The 14,659-nt window shown below is 72.6% G+C and carries 13 protein-coding genes; 7 read left to right on the top strand and 6 right to left on the bottom strand.

Annotated elements, in window-relative coordinates; all coding sequences use genetic code 11:
• Positions 1 to 28 precede the first annotated feature (28 nt).
• On the top strand, positions 29 to 922 hold the full coding sequence (gene cysD / locus QSK34_RS07005; RefSeq protein WP_285581182.1) for a sulfate adenylyltransferase subunit CysD: 894 nt from the start codon (positions 29 to 31) through the stop codon (positions 920 to 922).
• Positions 922 to 2,757, top strand: coding sequence for an adenylyl-sulfate kinase (cysC, locus tag QSK34_RS07000; protein ID WP_285581180.1), 1,836 nt, complete (start codon positions 922 to 924; stop codon positions 2,755 to 2,757). The genes cysD and cysC overlap by 1 nt, the downstream gene beginning before the upstream one ends.
• On the opposite strand, the gene QSK34_RS06995 is transcribed toward cysC, so the two are convergent.
• A complete protein-coding gene (locus tag QSK34_RS06995; RefSeq protein ID WP_285581178.1) occupies positions 2,746 to 3,627 on the bottom strand; it encodes an alpha/beta fold hydrolase in 882 nt (293 codons plus the stop codon). The two genes, cysC and QSK34_RS06995, sit on opposite strands and share 12 nt — an antisense overlap.
• A 614-nt stretch (positions 3,628 to 4,241) precedes the next feature.
• Between QSK34_RS06995 and QSK34_RS06990 the strand changes: the two genes are divergently transcribed.
• A complete protein-coding gene (locus QSK34_RS06990; protein WP_285581176.1) occupies positions 4,242 to 6,323 on the top strand; it encodes a hypothetical protein in 2,082 nt (693 codons plus the stop codon).
• Between the two features lie 13 nt (positions 6,324 to 6,336).
• Here QSK34_RS06990 and QSK34_RS06985 read toward each other — a convergent pair whose 3' ends face one another.
• A complete protein-coding gene (locus QSK34_RS06985) occupies positions 6,337 to 6,720 on the bottom strand; it encodes a hypothetical protein (protein WP_285581174.1) in 384 nt (127 codons plus the stop codon).
• Positions 6,721 to 6,822: 102 nt separating this feature from the next.
• On the opposite strand from QSK34_RS06985, the gene QSK34_RS06980 reads away from it, so the two are divergent.
• The gene (locus QSK34_RS06980) at positions 6,823 to 7,557 is read left to right on the top strand and encodes an ABC transporter permease (protein WP_285581172.1); all 735 of its coding nucleotides are present in this window, start codon (positions 6,823 to 6,825) and stop codon (positions 7,555 to 7,557) included.
• Positions 7,558 to 7,683: 126 nt separating this feature from the next.
• On the top strand, positions 7,684 to 7,947 hold the full coding sequence (locus QSK34_RS06975; RefSeq protein ID WP_235965781.1) for a hypothetical protein: 264 nt from the start codon (positions 7,684 to 7,686) through the stop codon (positions 7,945 to 7,947).
• 331 nt (positions 7,948 to 8,278) lie between these two features.
• On the opposite strand, the gene QSK34_RS06970 is transcribed toward QSK34_RS06975, so the two are convergent.
• The 3 genes from QSK34_RS06970 to QSK34_RS06960 all read right to left on the bottom strand — a co-directional run bounded on the left by QSK34_RS06970 (position 8,279) and on the right by QSK34_RS06960 (position 12,180).
• Positions 8,279 to 9,241: an adenylate/guanylate cyclase domain-containing protein gene (locus QSK34_RS06970; RefSeq protein ID WP_051760121.1), complete on the bottom strand. Its 963-nt coding sequence runs from the start codon at positions 9,239 to 9,241 to the stop codon at positions 8,279 to 8,281.
• Positions 9,242 to 9,347: 106 nt separating this feature from the next.
• A complete protein-coding gene (locus QSK34_RS06965) occupies positions 9,348 to 9,983 on the bottom strand; it encodes an SAM-dependent methyltransferase (RefSeq protein ID WP_285581170.1) in 636 nt (211 codons plus the stop codon).
• A 28-nt stretch (positions 9,984 to 10,011) separates the two neighbouring features.
• Positions 10,012 to 12,180 (bottom strand): terpene synthase family protein, encoded by a 2,169-nt coding sequence (locus QSK34_RS06960; protein ID WP_285581168.1) that lies wholly within the window; start codon positions 12,178 to 12,180, stop codon positions 10,012 to 10,014.
• A 131-nt stretch (positions 12,181 to 12,311) separates the two neighbouring features.
• Between QSK34_RS06960 and QSK34_RS06955 the strand changes: the two genes are divergently transcribed.
• Both QSK34_RS06955 and QSK34_RS06950 read left to right on the top strand, forming a co-directional pair.
• Positions 12,312 to 12,971, top strand: a complete 660-nt coding sequence (locus QSK34_RS06955; protein ID WP_285581166.1) for a response regulator — start codon at positions 12,312 to 12,314, stop codon at positions 12,969 to 12,971.
• The gene (locus QSK34_RS06950; protein ID WP_285581164.1) at positions 12,968 to 14,035 is read left to right on the top strand and encodes a sensor histidine kinase; all 1,068 of its coding nucleotides are present in this window, start codon (positions 12,968 to 12,970) and stop codon (positions 14,033 to 14,035) included. Before QSK34_RS06955 ends, QSK34_RS06950 begins: the two co-directional genes overlap by 4 nt.
• On the opposite strand, the gene QSK34_RS06945 is transcribed toward QSK34_RS06950, so the two are convergent.
• Positions 14,002 to 14,646 carry a hypothetical protein gene (locus tag QSK34_RS06945; protein ID WP_285581162.1) on the bottom strand — a complete coding sequence of 215 codons (645 nt, stop codon included), beginning with the start codon at positions 14,644 to 14,646 and terminating at the stop codon, positions 14,002 to 14,004. The genes QSK34_RS06950 and QSK34_RS06945 overlap by 34 nt on opposite strands.
• Positions 14,647 to 14,659: the final 13 nt, after the last annotated feature.

The following is a 14,659-nucleotide window of genomic DNA, read 5'->3' as shown; positions in this document are numbered from 1 at the left end:
CTCCAACCAGAAACCGGAGGGCCGGGACATGGCCGGAGAAGACGCCGTCCTCGACATGCTCGAAGCCGAGGCGGTCCACATACTGCGCGAGGTCGCCGGGGCGTTCCGGCGGCCGGTGCTGCTCTATTCGATCGGCAAGGACTCCTCGGTCCTGCTGCACCTGGCGCTGAAGGCGTTCGCGCCCGGCCGGATGCCCTTCCCGGTCGTGCACGTCGACACCGGCTGGAAGTTCCGCGAGATGATCGCCTTCCGCGACGCCACGGCCGAACGGCTGGGGCTCGACCTGCGGGTGCACACCAACCCGGACGAGGCCACGCCGTTCACCCACGGCACCCACGAGTACACCCGGATCAAGAAGACCCTCACCCTGCGCAAGGCCCTCGACGACGGCGGGTTCGAGGCGGCGATCGGCGGCGCGCGGCGCGACGAGGAGCGGTCGCGGGCCAAGGAGCGCATCTTCTCGCTGCGCGAGCCCGGCCACCGCTGGGAGCCCCGCTCGCAGCGCCCCGAGTTCTGGTGGCAGGCCAACACCGAGCTCGCCGACGGCCAGACGATGCGGGTGTTCCCGCTGTCGAACTGGACCGAGCTCGACGTCTGGCGCTACATCAGGCGGGAGGAGATCCCCGTGGTGCCGCTCTACTTCGCCGCGGACCGCCCGGTCGTCGAACGGAACGGCTCACTGATCATGGTGGACGACGACCGCTACCCCCTGGAGCCCGGCGAGCGGCCGGTGCAGCGCCGGGTGCGCTTCCGCACCCTCGGCTGCTACCCGCTGACCTCGGCCGTGGAGTCCAAGGCCGAGAACATCGACGAGATCATCGACGAGATGGGCCGCGACCGCCGGTCCGAACGCGCCGGCCGGCTGATCGACGGCGAGGGCGGCACGTCCATGGAGAGCAAGAAGTCGGAGGGGTACTTCTGATGGTCGCAGTACTGAGAGTCGTGGCGTGCGGCTCGGTCGACGACGGCAAGTCCACCCTCATCGGCAGGCTGCTCGCCGCCACCGGCGGCGCCACCGACGACCAGCTCGACTACGCCAGGACGACACGGCGCGGCGGCTCCACCGTCGCGGCCGGGGCGGTCGACTACTCGCTGCTGACCGACGGGCTGGAGGCCGAGCACGAGCAGGGCATCACCATCGACGTCGCCCACCTGTTCATGGACCTGCCGTCGGGCCGCCGGGTGATCGTCGCCGACGCGCCGGGGCACGAGCAGTACACCCGCAACATGGCGGTCGCCGCCTCGACCGCCGACGTCGCGGTGCTGCTGGTGGACGCCACCAAGGGCGTGCGCGAGCAGACCCGCCGCCACCTGGCGATCTGCGCGCTCATGGGGGTGCCGTCGGTGGTCGCGGTGGTCAACAAGCTCGACGCCGTGGGCTGGGACCGGTCGGTCTTCGACGAGCTGGCGGGCGAGGTGCGGGCGGCGGCCGACGGCTTCGGCATGCGGGCCGACGTCATCCCGGCCAGCGCGCTCGACGGCGACAACGTCGCCGAGCCCTCCCCCAACCTGCCCTGGTACGACGGCCCGACCCTGCTGGGCGCCCTGACGGCCTGGGAACCGGCGCAGGAGCCGCGGGAGGCCGGTTACCGGCTGCCGGTCCAGTACGTGATCCGCGCCGACGGCTTCCGCGGCCTCGCGGGCACCGTGGTCGGCGGCCCGATCCGGCCCGGCGACGCCGTCGGGGTGGCGGGCGGCGGGAGGACGTCCACGGTCGGCCGCCTGCTCGGCCCCGGCGGCACGGACCTCGACCGGGCCGCTCCGGGCACCGCGGTCACGGTGACGCTGGCCGACGACGTCGACGTGCGGCGCGGCGACCTGCTGGCCGCGCCCGAGGCCCTCCGCGACGGCCTGTCCCCGGCCGGTGCCTTCTCCGTCACGCTCATCTGGACCGCCGAGGAACCCCTGCGGAACGGCCGCTCCTACCTGCTGCGGGCCGGGGGGCGCACCGTGCCCGCCGTGGTCACCGCCGTGCGCGACCGGCTCGACGTGGTGAGCGGCGGGAGGCTCGCCGCCCGCACCCTCGACCTCAACGACATCGGCACGGTCGAGCTGACCACCGACACGCCGGTCAGCCTCGACGCCTACCGGGAGTCGCGGCACACCGGCAGCCTCCTGCTCGTCGACCGGGTCACCAAGGAGACCGTCGCGGCCGGCATGGTCCGGCACGCCCTGCGGCGCGGCCGCACCGTCGCCCCGCGCGCCTACACCGTCGACCGCGAGGCCCGCGAGCGCCTCAAGGGCCAGCGGGCGAAGGTGGTGTGGCTGACCGGCCTGCCCGGCGCCGGCAAGTCGACCCTCGCCAACACGCTGGAGCGGCGGCTGCACGGCATGGGGCTGCACACCTACGTGCTCGACGGCGAGAACGTGCGCGGCGGGCTGAACAAGGACCTCGGGTTCACCCCGCAGGGCCGCGCCGAGAACGTGCGCCGCGTCGCCGAGGTGGCGCGGGTCCTGGTGGACGCCGGCCTCATCGTCGTCGTGGCGCTGGTGTCCCCGTTCCGGACCGACCGGGCCGCGGCGCGGGCCCTGTTCGCGGAGGGGGACTTCGCCGAGGTCTTCGTCGACACCCCGGCGGAGGAGTGCGCCCGCCGCGACCCGAAGGGCCTCTACGCGCAGGCGAGGGCCGGGCGGCTGCCCAACATGACCGGCCACGGCCAGGCCTACGAGCCGCCCGAGCACCCCGACCTCGTCGTCGACGGCGCCGGTTCCCTCGACGAGGCCGCCGACGCGCTGTGCGCCCTGCTACGCCCCTGAGACGTCGGCGACGAAGGCCGCGATCGCCGCCGCGCTCTCGTCGGCGTGGGTCTCCAGCAGGTAGTGGCCGGCGTCGTAGACGTGCATCTCGATCCGGTCGAGATCACGGGCGTAGCCCATGATCTCGGCCAGGTCGAAGAACGCGTCGTGGCGGCCCCACAGCAGCAGGCACGGCGGCTGGTGGGTGCGGTGGTATTCGGCCAGGTCGCCGAAGCGGGCGACGTGCGCGCCGTAGTCGCGGAAGAGCTGGAACTGGACGTCGAGGTCGCCCGGCCGCGACATCCGCTCCCAGTCGAGGTGCCAGGTCTCGGGCGGGTGCAGGATCCGCAGCCGCTCGGGCAGCCCGTCCAGGTACTGGCCCCGGGTGCCCTCGAAGTTCAGCCACTCGGGCAGCCTGGCCCGGTTCTCCTCCGAGGGGTCGGCCCAGTAGTCGCGGGCGCCGTCCCACTGCTCGCCCAGGCCGTCGTCGTGGGCGTTGCCGTTCTGCACGACCAGCCCGAGGACACGCTCCGGCCGCCGCATCGCCAGGTGGTAGCCGACCGGGGCGCCGAAGTCGTGCAGGTAGACGAAGAACTCCTCGACGCCGATGCGCTCCAGGAAGCGCTCCATCGTGTCGGCCAGGTTGGCGAAGGTGTACTCGTACTCACCGATCTTGGGTGCGGAGGAGAACCCGAAGCCCGGCAGGTCGGGGGCGACGACCCGGCTGACCTCGCTCAGCGGCGCGAGCACGCGCCGGAAGCAGTGGGAGGAGCTGGGGAAGCCGTGCAGCAGCAGCAGGCACGGCAGGTCCGGCGTGCCGGCCTCCCGGTAGAAGATCTCGATCCCGTCGACGTCGACGCGTCGGTGGCGCGCCTTGGCGGTCGCTCGCATCCGTGGGGTCCCCTCGGCTGGACGGTGTCGGCCGTGGTTACCCCTGCCCCGTCGCGAAGGGTTGATGAGCGCATCGAGACCGACGTGCTCCAAGCACGAGGAACTCGTCCGCGACCTGGCCGCCCTCCGCGAGCGCGGGCTGATCCGCCTCGTGACACCGACCTGCCCCCACCTCCGCCGGGCCACCGCCCTGCGCCACCCCCGCGATCAGCCACGTCGCCGCCGTGGAGCGGCTGGTGCGCGACGCGGTCGGCCGGTTGCCTGAACTCCCAGACGGCACGGCCGCCGTCGCGGCCGAGGGGCGACCGAACCGGGCGGCGAAGCGGAGCGCCTGGGCGTGGGTGGGCACGTCTCAGGCGCCCCGCACGACCACCCATCCCCGCGTGGCCGGCCCGTCCTGCGCACCGGATGTTTCGGTTGCCCGCATCGGACGCCTCCTGGTGAGTGGTGCCTCCAGAGAAGCGGCATCCTTGGTGCGGTGCCGGTCGGGAGGCGGGCGAGGTCAGGGCGTTTACGGGTTGACCCTTGCAAGAGTCAGCTCATCTCACTAAGGTTCGCCCAACCTTAGTGAGATATATTCGCAAGCAATGAGCTCATATAGGGGGAACCAAGCGGTGCTAGCCCAGGAGCGAAGGCTTGCCGCGATCGCCGCGGCGTCCGCCGCCGCCTTCCGGCACAGCGACTACCACCAGGTCCGTGCCGAGGACGTCGCCGAGCGGGTCCGGCTGCCCCGGGGCGGCGAGAAGGACACCGGCCGGTCCGCCGTGTGGCTCTACAACGAGGTCCGCAGCCGCCGCGTCCTGGTCGCGCTCGCCGCCAAACACGCCTTCGACGAGTTCACCAGCGGCGAGAGCACCCCCGAGCCGGTCACCTCGATGCTCGGCGCGGCCGAGTCGGTGGCCGCCGCGCTGCGCCGCATCGCCCGCTTCCACCAGGTCGAACGATTCCTGCTCGCCCAGGTCAGGCTGGGCATCGGCGACATCTCCACCTCCGAGAAGCGCCCCTCGGCGGCGCAGACCCCGCCCGTCTGGCTCACCGGCACCTACGGCTCGGCCGCCGCCGCGGGCTGGGAGGGGCGCGTGACGGCGTACGCCGAATATCTCGCCCCCCGCCTCGACCAGGCCGCCCGCGCGGTGGCCGTGCCGCCGGAGAACTGGGCGAAGACCAGCGCCGAGCGCCTGTCCGAGCTGGCCTTCCGCGCCATGTCCGACGACGCCGACGCCCCCGCCGACCGCCAGGCCGAGGGCCTGGCGGCCTACTGGCTGGCCCGCGACCTGATCCCGCTGACCGGCGAGTGGGCCGACCGCCTCCACGCCGCCGAGCGCACCGCCGAACTGGTCGAGAAGATCGGCCCCAACGGCCGTTCGCGCGCGAACGCGCTGGTCGTGGTCTTCCAGGTGCTCCTCGACAGCAGCCCCCTGCTGGCCCGCGCCGCCGAGGTCGGCGCCGAGCTGATCCCGCTGCTGGCGGGCTCCCCCGCCGACGCCGTGACCCTGTGCGACGTGACGTCGCGGCGCGGCCTGGCCCTGCTGCGGCTGGGCGACACCGCCGCCGCGCGGGGCTGCTTCGAGGAGTCGCGGCGCATCGCCGAGAAGCTGCCCGACTCGGCCGACCCGGCGTCGCTGATCGCCCGCGCCGAGCACAACCTGGCCGAACTCCTCGTCGACGAGGGCCACGCCGAGCAAGGCCGGGCGATCCTCGCCGACGTGGCCGGACGCCGCAGTGCCGGGGTGCCGACGACCGGCGCCGGTCCGGCCTGGCGCCGCCACACCCTGACCCGGCAGGCCCTGGCACGCGCCACCACGAGGGCGGGCCGGCTGATAGAGGGCGTGCGGCTCGCCGAGGCCACCCTGACCGACCGCGAAGACCGCCTCGGCCAGGACAACGTGAACACCGCCTCGGCCCGGGTCACCCTGGCCGAGGCTCTGCTGGCCGCCGCCCACCCCGCCCAGGCCCGCCACCACCTGAGCGAGGCCATGCGCCTGCGCTCCCTCTACCTCCCGGGCGAGAGCTACTGGCCCCAGTACGACCTGGTCCGCCTCGCCGAGATCGAACTGCACGCCGGTTTCCCCGCCCAGGCCGTCCGCCTCCTCGACGACGCGACCGTGACCACGACGTGGTTCGCCGACCGCGTCTCCCCCCGGCTGCACGAGGAGGCCGTGCTGATCCGCTCCCTGGGCCTGACCGCCTCCGGCGAGGCCCTGACGGCCCTGTCCGACCTGGCCGAACTCCCCCAGACCAGGGCGGTGCTCCGCGCCCAGGCGACGGCCCGCCTGACCGTCGGCGACCCCGCCTCGGCCGCCCGCGTCCTCGACGCCCTGGACCCCGGCGAGCCCGCTCCCGAGCAGGCCGAGACCCTGCTGATCCGCGCCCGCGTCGCCGCCGCCCTGGGCCGCGAGCAGGCCGCCGAGGAGGCCTGCCAGGCGATCCTGGCGCTGGCCGGCGACCAGATCGACGCCACCCACCCAACAGTGCTTGGCGCCCGCCTGGGCCTCGCCCTGCAACGTGTCTGCTCCGACCGGGCCGCGGAGGTCGGCGACCTGCTCGCTCCGCTGCTCGACCGCCGGGCCCTCGCACACGGGAAACCGGCGCTGGGTGACGGGCATCCGCTGCTGGCAGAGGCCATGGCGCTGGCGGCACGGGCGGGCGCGCCGCCGGCGCGGGCGCCGGAGGACCAGCTGTGGGAGAACTTCTAGTTGAGTCAGCTCTCTATGAGTTGTTGATCTGAGTAAAGCTCGCGTTGACGAGGTCGGCGCGGAACATGCCCACGATTTCGATCAAATCATTCAAACGGGTCTTCGGAGCGCCGTACACGATCCAGAACTCCTCGGGCGACTCGAGATGTTCGAGCTCCCTCACCGAGAGCTCGACGCTCAGGGCGTCGTCCGGCCATCGTTCGCGGATCCGGCGGAAGCCGGTCGCGTCCAGGCGGATGCGGGCCTCGAAGTGGCTGTCGGGAAGGTAGCGCAACCGGCTGTCCACGCTGGACAGACATGTCTTCCACAGCAGCACCTCGGCCCTCGAATTCAGCCGGACCGTGAAACGATCATTCGCCCACTCCAGCGTGACCGGCCCCTCCTGGCGTCGGAGCATGCCACCTCCCCATTGAAATCCGCCGATTCGGTGGCGGCTGAACCCTTCTCAGGCGAGTGGTCGGGTTCAACCCTGGTTATAGCAGGCGGAATACTGCGGGGCGTGGAATCCACGTCCCTGATCTCGCCGACCCCCGCGCTCCCGATCGTGCTGGTTCTGATGGTCGCGGGTGGTGCCGTCGTGGCGGCGGTGGGAGGGCTCGGGCTGGGGTGGGCGGTGGTGCGGGCCTGCGCGCGGGCCGTGGTGCAGCTCGGGGTGGTGTCGCTGGTCATCGCCTGGGTGGTCGCGAACGGGTTCGCCGTCGCCGGGTTCATCCTGCTCATGTACGTCTTCGCCGTCCACACCGCCGCCCGCAGGATCGGCACTCGTTGGGCGGCGGTCCCGATCGCCGCGGGCAGTGCCCCGGTCCTCGCGCTCCTCATCGCCACCGGCGTGGTCTCGCTGGACGGGATCGTGGTCATCCCGGTCGCCGGCATCGTCTTCGGCGGCTGCCTGATCGCCACCAGCCTGGCCGGGCGGCGGGCCGCCGACGAACTGACCACCCGCCACGGCGAGGTGGAGGCGGCCATGGCCCTCGGGTTCACGCCCCGGGAGGCCCGGCTGGAGATCTGCCGGCCCGCCGCCGCCCAGGCCCTGGTGCCCGCGCTCGACCAGACCCGGACGGTCGGGCTGGTCACCCTCCCGGGCGCGTTCGTCGGCATGCTGCTCGGCGGGGCGGGGCCGATCGAGGCGGGGATCGTGCAGCTGGTCGTCCTGGTGGCGCTGTTGTCGGCGGAGGCCCTCGCCGTCGTGCTGACCGTCGAACTGGCCGCCCGAGGGCGGCTGATCAGGCCGTAAATTTCTGCCCCATATCGTGATATGTCCCGAATTCGGGATCTTCGGAGCGGGCACGCCCAACCCGGAACCGAAGGGGGTACGCAAGTGATCAAGAAGCTGCACCGTATGGGTCTCAGGTCCAGTCACATGTACACCGCCGCCGCGGCGTCGGTGGGCCTGTCCTTCTGCACCTGGATGATCTCCAGGCAGGTGGAGCACGCCGGCCTCGACCGGGCCGACCGCTGGGGGATCTTCATCGGCCAGTGGGCGCCGACGCTCATGGCCATGGGCGTGGCGCTCCGCGTCGAGGAGACCCACATGACCGACGACGAAATGCGGAAGATGGACTCCGACATGGAGATGGGCTCCCGCACCTCGGGCAGCTCCCGGGTCCACGCGCCCGCCAGGTAGGAGACCACTGGGGCCGCCCCGGCAACGCATCCGACCGGGGCGGCTCCAGACCCGCGACGTCCGCACCCACCGTCCCCGACCGGCACTGACGCCGCTCCGCTCCGCCGCCCATCGTTCGGCACTGTCGCCGCTCCGCCTCCGCCGCCCATCGTTTCCGACCGTTCCGCGCTGACGCCGCTCCACGTCCGCCAACCACCGTTTCAGCCCGTTCGGCGCCGACGCCGCTCCACGTCCGCCAACCACCGTTTCAGCCCGTTCGGCGCCGACGCCGCTCCACGTCCCAGGGGTCGCTCACCCGTCGCCCGGGACCGCCGATGTTCCAGCCGGCGTGTCAGGCCCGGGACACCAGGTAGGGCACCAGTTCGCCCACGCCCCGGACCACCTGCAGGCTCTCCGCCCGCAGCCCGAACCGGGGATGGTCCTCCAGTTCCCCCGCGATCGCCGGGTCGGCCAGCACGCCTCCCGCCGGAGCCAGTGAGGTCAGCCGCGACGCCAGGTTCACCGTCGTGCCGAAGACGTCGCCCATGCGGCCGATCACCGGGCCGATCGCCAGGCCCACCCGCAGCTGGGGCATGCCCTTGACGCGGGCGTGCGCGCCGATCAGGGACAGGGCGATGTCGGCGGCGTGGGCGGCGGTGTCGCTCACCCACAACACCGAGTCGCCCAGGGTCTTGATCATGCGGCCGCCCGAGGAGGCCACGATGTCGGCCGAGCGGCTCTCGAAACGTTCGACCAGGCGGGCCAGTTCGGTCTCGGAGATCTGGCGGCTCAGCCGGGTGAAGCCCACCAGGTCGGCGAAGCCGACGGCCAGGCGGGCCGAGGCGGTCTCCTGGTCGACGATGCGGCCGGCGGAGGCGGCGAGGTGGCGGCGCCAGGCGTACACGAGCAGGCGTTCCAGGTCGGGGACGACGCGGTCGGCGCGGCGCTGCCACGCGTGGCTGCGCCGGGACAGCGGGACCCCGGCCAGGTCGAGGGTCTCGGCGCCGAGTTCGGCCTGGGACTCCGCGAGGCGGGCGGAGGCCCGGCCGAGCGAGCGGGCCATCAGCATGATGTGCTCGTCGTCGTAGGTGCCGTCGGCGAGCAGGCCCATGAGGGTCTTCAGCGCCTCGACGTCGGCGTCGGTGAACTCGATCGCGTCGTCGGCGACGTTGGCGAAGCCGAGCGCGCGCCAGAAGCGGCGGGCCCGGTGGAAGGGCACGCCCGCCAGTTCGGCGACCTGGTGACTGGTATAGCGACGATGCTGGCGGAGGAAGGCCTCCGTCAGCCCGTCGACTCGCGGGTCGTCAATCGTCATGCGGAAACCGTTCTGCGACCCATTCCGGAGAACGCACGATACCCGCGCTTTCGGTGGGGGAAAAGTCTTGCCACCAGCCACTTTATCCGGCAATTTGCCCAAATGCTCAGCGTTTGCGGCCCACGCCCCCGTACTGGTGGACCTCCCGGTCCCGGTAGTCGGTCAGCGTGTCGGGCCGCCACTGGGGCAGCGACACCACGCCGGGATCGAGCAGCTCGAGATCCTCGAAGAAGCGGGCCAGGTGCTCGGGCGAGCGCAGCACCAGCGGGGCGCCGCCGCGGGCGTGCCAGACGTCGACCGCCCGCTGCATCCGGGTGCTCGGCACGCTGCACGCGATCGCCACGTAGCTGCCCGGCGCGAGGGCGTCGAGCGCCAAGGTGTCGTCGGTGACGAACTCGACCACCCCCATCAGCATCAGCCCGACCGCCCGGGAGAAGTCGAGGATCTCCGAGGCGGCCTGCAGGAGCGGGTCGGGGCAGCGCAGGTCGGCGTCGAGGTAGTCGCTGGCGCCGTCGGGCGTGCTGTCGAGCAGGGCGCGGGCGTGGATCGGGACGATGGGGTCGTTGTCGACGTACCCGATCCGGGCGGCGGGGTTGATCTTCTGGGCCACCAGATGGGTGTTCCCGGCGCTCGGGATGCCGGTGCCGATGTCGAGGTGCCGGCCATCTCCTTCCCTCCACTCCAGCCAACATGGCCGCGGGCCTCTCCCGGCACGGCGAAGCGGAGCCCGTGATCTGGTCACGAACCCCGCTTACGGCGGGAAATCGGGGCTAACGACGCGGCAGGGGCCGTACCGCCGACGTGCCGAGGCCCGAGGGGAGCAGCACCAGCCGGGGCGGCGGCGCGAACGACTCCGCGCGCAGCCGGAGCAGTTCGGGCTCGGTGTAGCGCACGCAGCGGCGGTGCCACTCCATGATCCCGGCCATCCAGTCCTTGAGCAGGGCGGCGTGGCGCTCCAGCACCCGGCTCACCTCGGGGTCGCCGATCATGGCGAGCATGGCCGGGAGGCCGTTGGCGAGGATGTGCTCGAACTGCCGCATGCGCTCGTTCATCAGGTCGGCCACGATGGCGCGGGCGGTGACCCGGTCGACGTCGAGGAAGTTCTCGACGACGAGGACCATGTTGTGCAGCTCCCCCTCGAACTCGATCTCCTTCTGGTAGGAGAACAGGTCGTTGGTGAAGCAGGCGTAGTCCTGCGCCGCGGTCTCCAGTTCCCGCATGACCCGCGACTGGTAGACCGCGTCGTCGACCACCTCGGCCGCCGCCAGCCGGGCCAGGCTCGCCGTCAGGTCGGAGCCGAAGGTCCGGCGGCGCATCTCGATGTAGTCGACGGGGTCGGGGATCCGGCCGGCGGCCTCGTTGTCGAGCTCCCACACCCAGCTGTCGATCATGTCCTCGACCGCGGTCCGGAATCCGGACCGCGCCCGCTCGGGCAGGCTCGCGGCGGTACGCCGCCACAGGTCGGCCAGCCCCCGCTCCATCGACGTGACGGGCTCGGGAGCGGAACCCTCGCGCATGATCGCCTTGAGCCGCGTGTTCAGCGCCCGGGCCCCGGCGAGGTCGCGCCCGGCGCCGAAGGCCACGGGATAGTAGTCGTCGCCGTAGGTTCCCCAGGTCAGCCAGTCGGTGGTCAGGAAGACCTCCTCGGGGGCGCCGTCGGCGTTGATCAGGGCTGCGCAGTGGGCCAGGTCGATGCCCGAGAAGCGGCGTTCGTCCCAGATCGCCTCGTCGAGGAAGCCCATCTCCCGCGCCCAGACGCCCGCGTGGCGGCGGGCCGCGTCGAGGTGGGGGCTCATCCGGAGCGGGTAGGGCAGGTGGAGCTCCGGCACGGGCTGCGGCCCGACCCGCTCGAACGGCACGTGGGAGTGTTGCCGGGCACGCTTCTCCGCGCCGATCCGCAGGGTCGCCGTGCCGAGGCCGTGAGGTTGCCGCACCTTGCCGGAGACCATGCCCTCGTTCATGTAGCGGCTCGACCGCATGTGCCACTCGTGGCCGCCCGACTGCCAGTCCTGCAGGCCCTTGGCGTAGAGGGCGACGGCGGCCTGCTCGTGGGGCGGGACCGCCCGCTCGGCCAGCAGGGCCGGGAGCTCGGTCAGCGCGGTCGTCTCGAACTGCTGCAGCCGGGAGGTCAGCAGGTCGTTGACCCGTTCGGCGGCCTCCTGCGTGGTGACGCCGAGGAACTTCTCCAGCACCAGCACGGCGTTGGAGTTCTCCCCCTCCTCGGCCACCTCGCGCTGGTAGGAGAACAGGTCGTTGCGCAGGTGGACGGCGTCGGAGAAGGCGTCGGAGAGCACCTGGAGCGGCCGGGTCGCGGCCAGGTGGCCGGGCACCTCGGCCCCGGCGGCGAACTCGACCAGGTTGGCCGACCAGGGGGCGCCGCCGACGCGGCGGCGCATCTGGACGTACTCGATGGGGTTGGCGATCCGTCCCCGGTCGATGTTCTCCAGTTCCCACATCGACTCGACCATCAGGTTGTGCGTCGACACGACGAAGCGCTCGCGCCAGCCGGCGGACATGTGGGGAACGGTGCGCTCCCACAGGTCCTTGAGGCCGGCCTCGGCCGGGTTCTCGGGCTCGGGCGGGTCGTCGCCCATGAACAGCTCCAGCCGGTCGAGGTAGTGCTGCGCGCCGGCGAAGTCGCGGGAGTGCTTGAACAGCTCCAGGAAGTGGTCGTCGAAGAAGAACACCCACACGTACCAGTCGGTGACCAGGTCGAGCGCGGGGCCGTCGCAGTCGGGGTGGGTGTACGCGCACATCAGCGCGTAGTCCATGCGGTCGAGTTCGTCGGCGGTCCACACGACGCCTCCCCCGGGTCGGGGGGCGTCGAGCATGCCCATCTCCTTGGCCCACGCCATGGTGTGGGCCCGGGAACGTTCCAGATGGGGGTTGAGCCGCGCGGGATGCGGCACGTAGAACTCGGGCATGGTGAAGGCCTTCAAAGAGGCTCCTCTCCTCGGGGGGGTACTCGCCGTGACGACATTGGCACTTTCCGTGGGATCACCGCAAGACCCGAAAGATCTCACCCTTGCGGCGGACCCGCCGGGTCTGTCCCGCTTTGTACGCTCTCCCGATGACGATCAGGGTGCTCATCGCCGACGACCAGGCGATGATCCGTGTGGGGCTGCGCCTGATGGCCGAGACCGAGCCCGGGGTCGACGTGGTCGGCGAGGCCGCCGACGGCCGGGCGGCGGTCGCCCTGGCCCGCTCCCTGCGGCCCGACGTCCTGCTGCTCGACATCGCGATGCCCGTCATGTCGGGCCTGGAGGCCGCCCGGATCCTCCTGGACGAGGGCGGCGCGCCCCGGATCGTGATGCTCACGACGTTCGACACCGACGAGAACCTGCACGCCGCGCTGCGCCTGGGCGTGGGCGGCTACCTGCTGAAGTCGTCTCCCCCGGAGCAGCTGGTCGAGGCGATCAGGACCGCCGCCGCCGGAGACGCCCTGATCGACCCCGCCGTCACCCTGCGGGTGATCGCCGCCTTCGCCGCCGCGAGCCGCCTGGCTCCCCCGCCCGAGTTGTCCACGTTGACGGCCCGCGAGCGGGAGGTGCTCACCGGCCTGGCCCGGGGCCGTTCCAACCGCGAGATCGCCGCGTCGCTCTTCGTCGGGGAGGCGACGGTACGCAGCCACGTCGCCCAGGTGCTGCGCAAGCTGGGCCTGCGCGACCGCGTCCAAGCTGTGGTGTTCGCGTACGAGACCGGGCTGGTCAGGCCGGGTGAGGGCCGATGAGCCGGGTGGCAGCCGTCCTCGTGGCCGTCGCCGGGCTGGCCGAGGTCCTCGGGCGTCCCGAGGCGGTCGGCGACCCGGTCCCGCTCGCGCTGGGGGCGCTGGCCGCCGGGGCGCTGGTGTGGTTCCGCACCCGCTTCCCCGCCGCGCTGCTGGTGGCGCTGGTCGCGGTGGGGGCGGTGTCGGCGGGCGGCGCGTACTACCCGTTCTGGCACCTGTACGCCACGCTCGTGCTCGTCCACACCATCGGGTGGGCCTACGAGCTGCGGTCGCGCGCGGGCCTGCTGGGCCTGGCGGCCGTGATGGCGGCGTGGGCGCACCTGCAGACGCGGCTCTGGACCGATCCGCCCGAGGTGCTGATCTCGGCGATCTTCTACGTGGCGGCGTACACGACCGGAGTGGCCCTGCGCCGTCAGATCGCCCGCACCCGGATCATGGCCGAGCGGGCCGTCCGCCTGGAGCTGGAGCGCGAGCACGCGGTGCGGCAGGAACGCGCCCGCATCGCGCGGGAGCTGCACGACGTCGTGGCCCACAACGTGAGCCTGATGACGTTGCACACCGGCGGCGTGCGCCGCCTTCTCGGCCCCGCCTTCCCCCGTGAGGTGGAGCTGCTGCACGGCGTCGAACGGGCCGGGCGGGAGGCGATCGAGGAGCTGCGGCTGATGCTCGGCATGCTCCGCGAGCCCGGCGAGCCGTCCCCGCCCGGCACCCTGGAGGACCTGGTCGCGGCCGCGGGTCCCGGCGTCGGCCTGACGACGGTGGGCGAGCCCCGGCCGCTGCCGCCGGGGGCCGGTCTGTCGGTCTACCGGATCGTCCAGGAGGCGCTGACCAACGTCCGCAAACACGCCCGCGCCACCCGGGCCGAGGTGACCCTGACCTACGCCCCCGGCTCCGTCACCGTGACGATCACCGACGACGGGACCGGCGGCGGCGCGGACCACGCCGCCGCCGGGACCGGGCACGGCCTGATCGGGATGCGCGAACGCGTCGCGATGCACGGCGGCACCCTGACGGCGGGCCCCACGGCCACGGGCTACCGGGTGACCGCCGTGCTGCCCATCGGCTGAGCCCATTCCCCGTCGCTCATCCTGAGCATCCGCAGGCCGACGACCCCCGCTCCGGCCAGGTAGAGCGCCCCGGCCACGATCGTCCCGACCGGATAGATCGGCCCGGCGAGCGCCCCCGCCAGCATCGCCGGCCCCGCCCACCAGGGGGCCTGCTTCGTGTACGCCAGCACCAGCGCCAGCAGCAGGACGCCCAGCAGCCCGAGGAAACCGGGGTTGCGGAAGCCCCAGGCGAGCCCGGGGTCGGCGCCGATCAGGTCGCCCAGGGCCGACCCGGCGTGGGGCTCCATGACCCGCTCCAGCCGGGAGTAGACGAAGTCGCTCGTCATCAGCGCCGAGAAGTTGATCACACCCAGTACGGCGACGGACCCGGTGACGTGGGCGGCGACCGGCGCGCGTTTGGCGGCCAGATGCGTCATGCCGAGCAGGCCCGGCACGAGCAGCACCCACGACCAGTGCAGCAACGTGGCACTGACGGAGACCTGGCCCGGGTTGGCGCCGTAGTGCCCGATCCCGCCACCGGCGCGGAGGGCGGGATCGACGACGAGCCCGGCGATGTAGAGGACGGGGACGGCCAGGAGACTGCTCCCGGCGACGACCCGGAAGAACCTCACGGGATCACGAAAC

This window comes from Herbidospora sp. NBRC 101105 (assembly GCF_030269205.1).
GTDB classification, from domain to species: Bacteria; Actinomycetota; Actinomycetes; order Streptosporangiales; family Streptosporangiaceae; genus Herbidospora; species Herbidospora solisilvae.
The sequence above is the reverse complement of the archived record's forward strand: the minus strand, read 5'-3'. Positions and strand labels throughout refer to the sequence as shown.

Coding starts and splice junctions, on each gene's coding strand:
- cysD (WP_285581182.1), top strand. CDS start 29: ATGGCCGGAGAAGACGCCGTCCTCGACATGCTCGAAGCCGAGGCGGTC.
- cysC (WP_285581180.1), top strand. CDS start 922: ATGGTCGCAGTACTGAGAGTCGTGGCGTGCGGCTCGGTCGACGACGGC.
- QSK34_RS06995 (WP_285581178.1), bottom strand. CDS start 3,627: ATGCGAGCGACCGCCAAGGCGCGCCACCGACGCGTCGACGTCGACGGG.
- QSK34_RS06985 (WP_285581174.1), bottom strand. CDS start 6,720: ATGCTCCGACGCCAGGAGGGGCCGGTCACGCTGGAGTGGGCGAATGAT.
- QSK34_RS06975 (WP_235965781.1), top strand. CDS start 7,684: ATGTACACCGCCGCCGCGGCGTCGGTGGGCCTGTCCTTCTGCACCTGG.
- QSK34_RS06970 (WP_051760121.1), bottom strand. CDS start 9,241: ATGACGATTGACGACCCGCGAGTCGACGGGCTGACGGAGGCCTTCCTC.
- QSK34_RS06955 (WP_285581166.1), top strand. CDS start 12,312: ATGACGATCAGGGTGCTCATCGCCGACGACCAGGCGATGATCCGTGTG.
- QSK34_RS06950 (WP_285581164.1), top strand. CDS start 12,968: ATGAGCCGGGTGGCAGCCGTCCTCGTGGCCGTCGCCGGGCTGGCCGAG.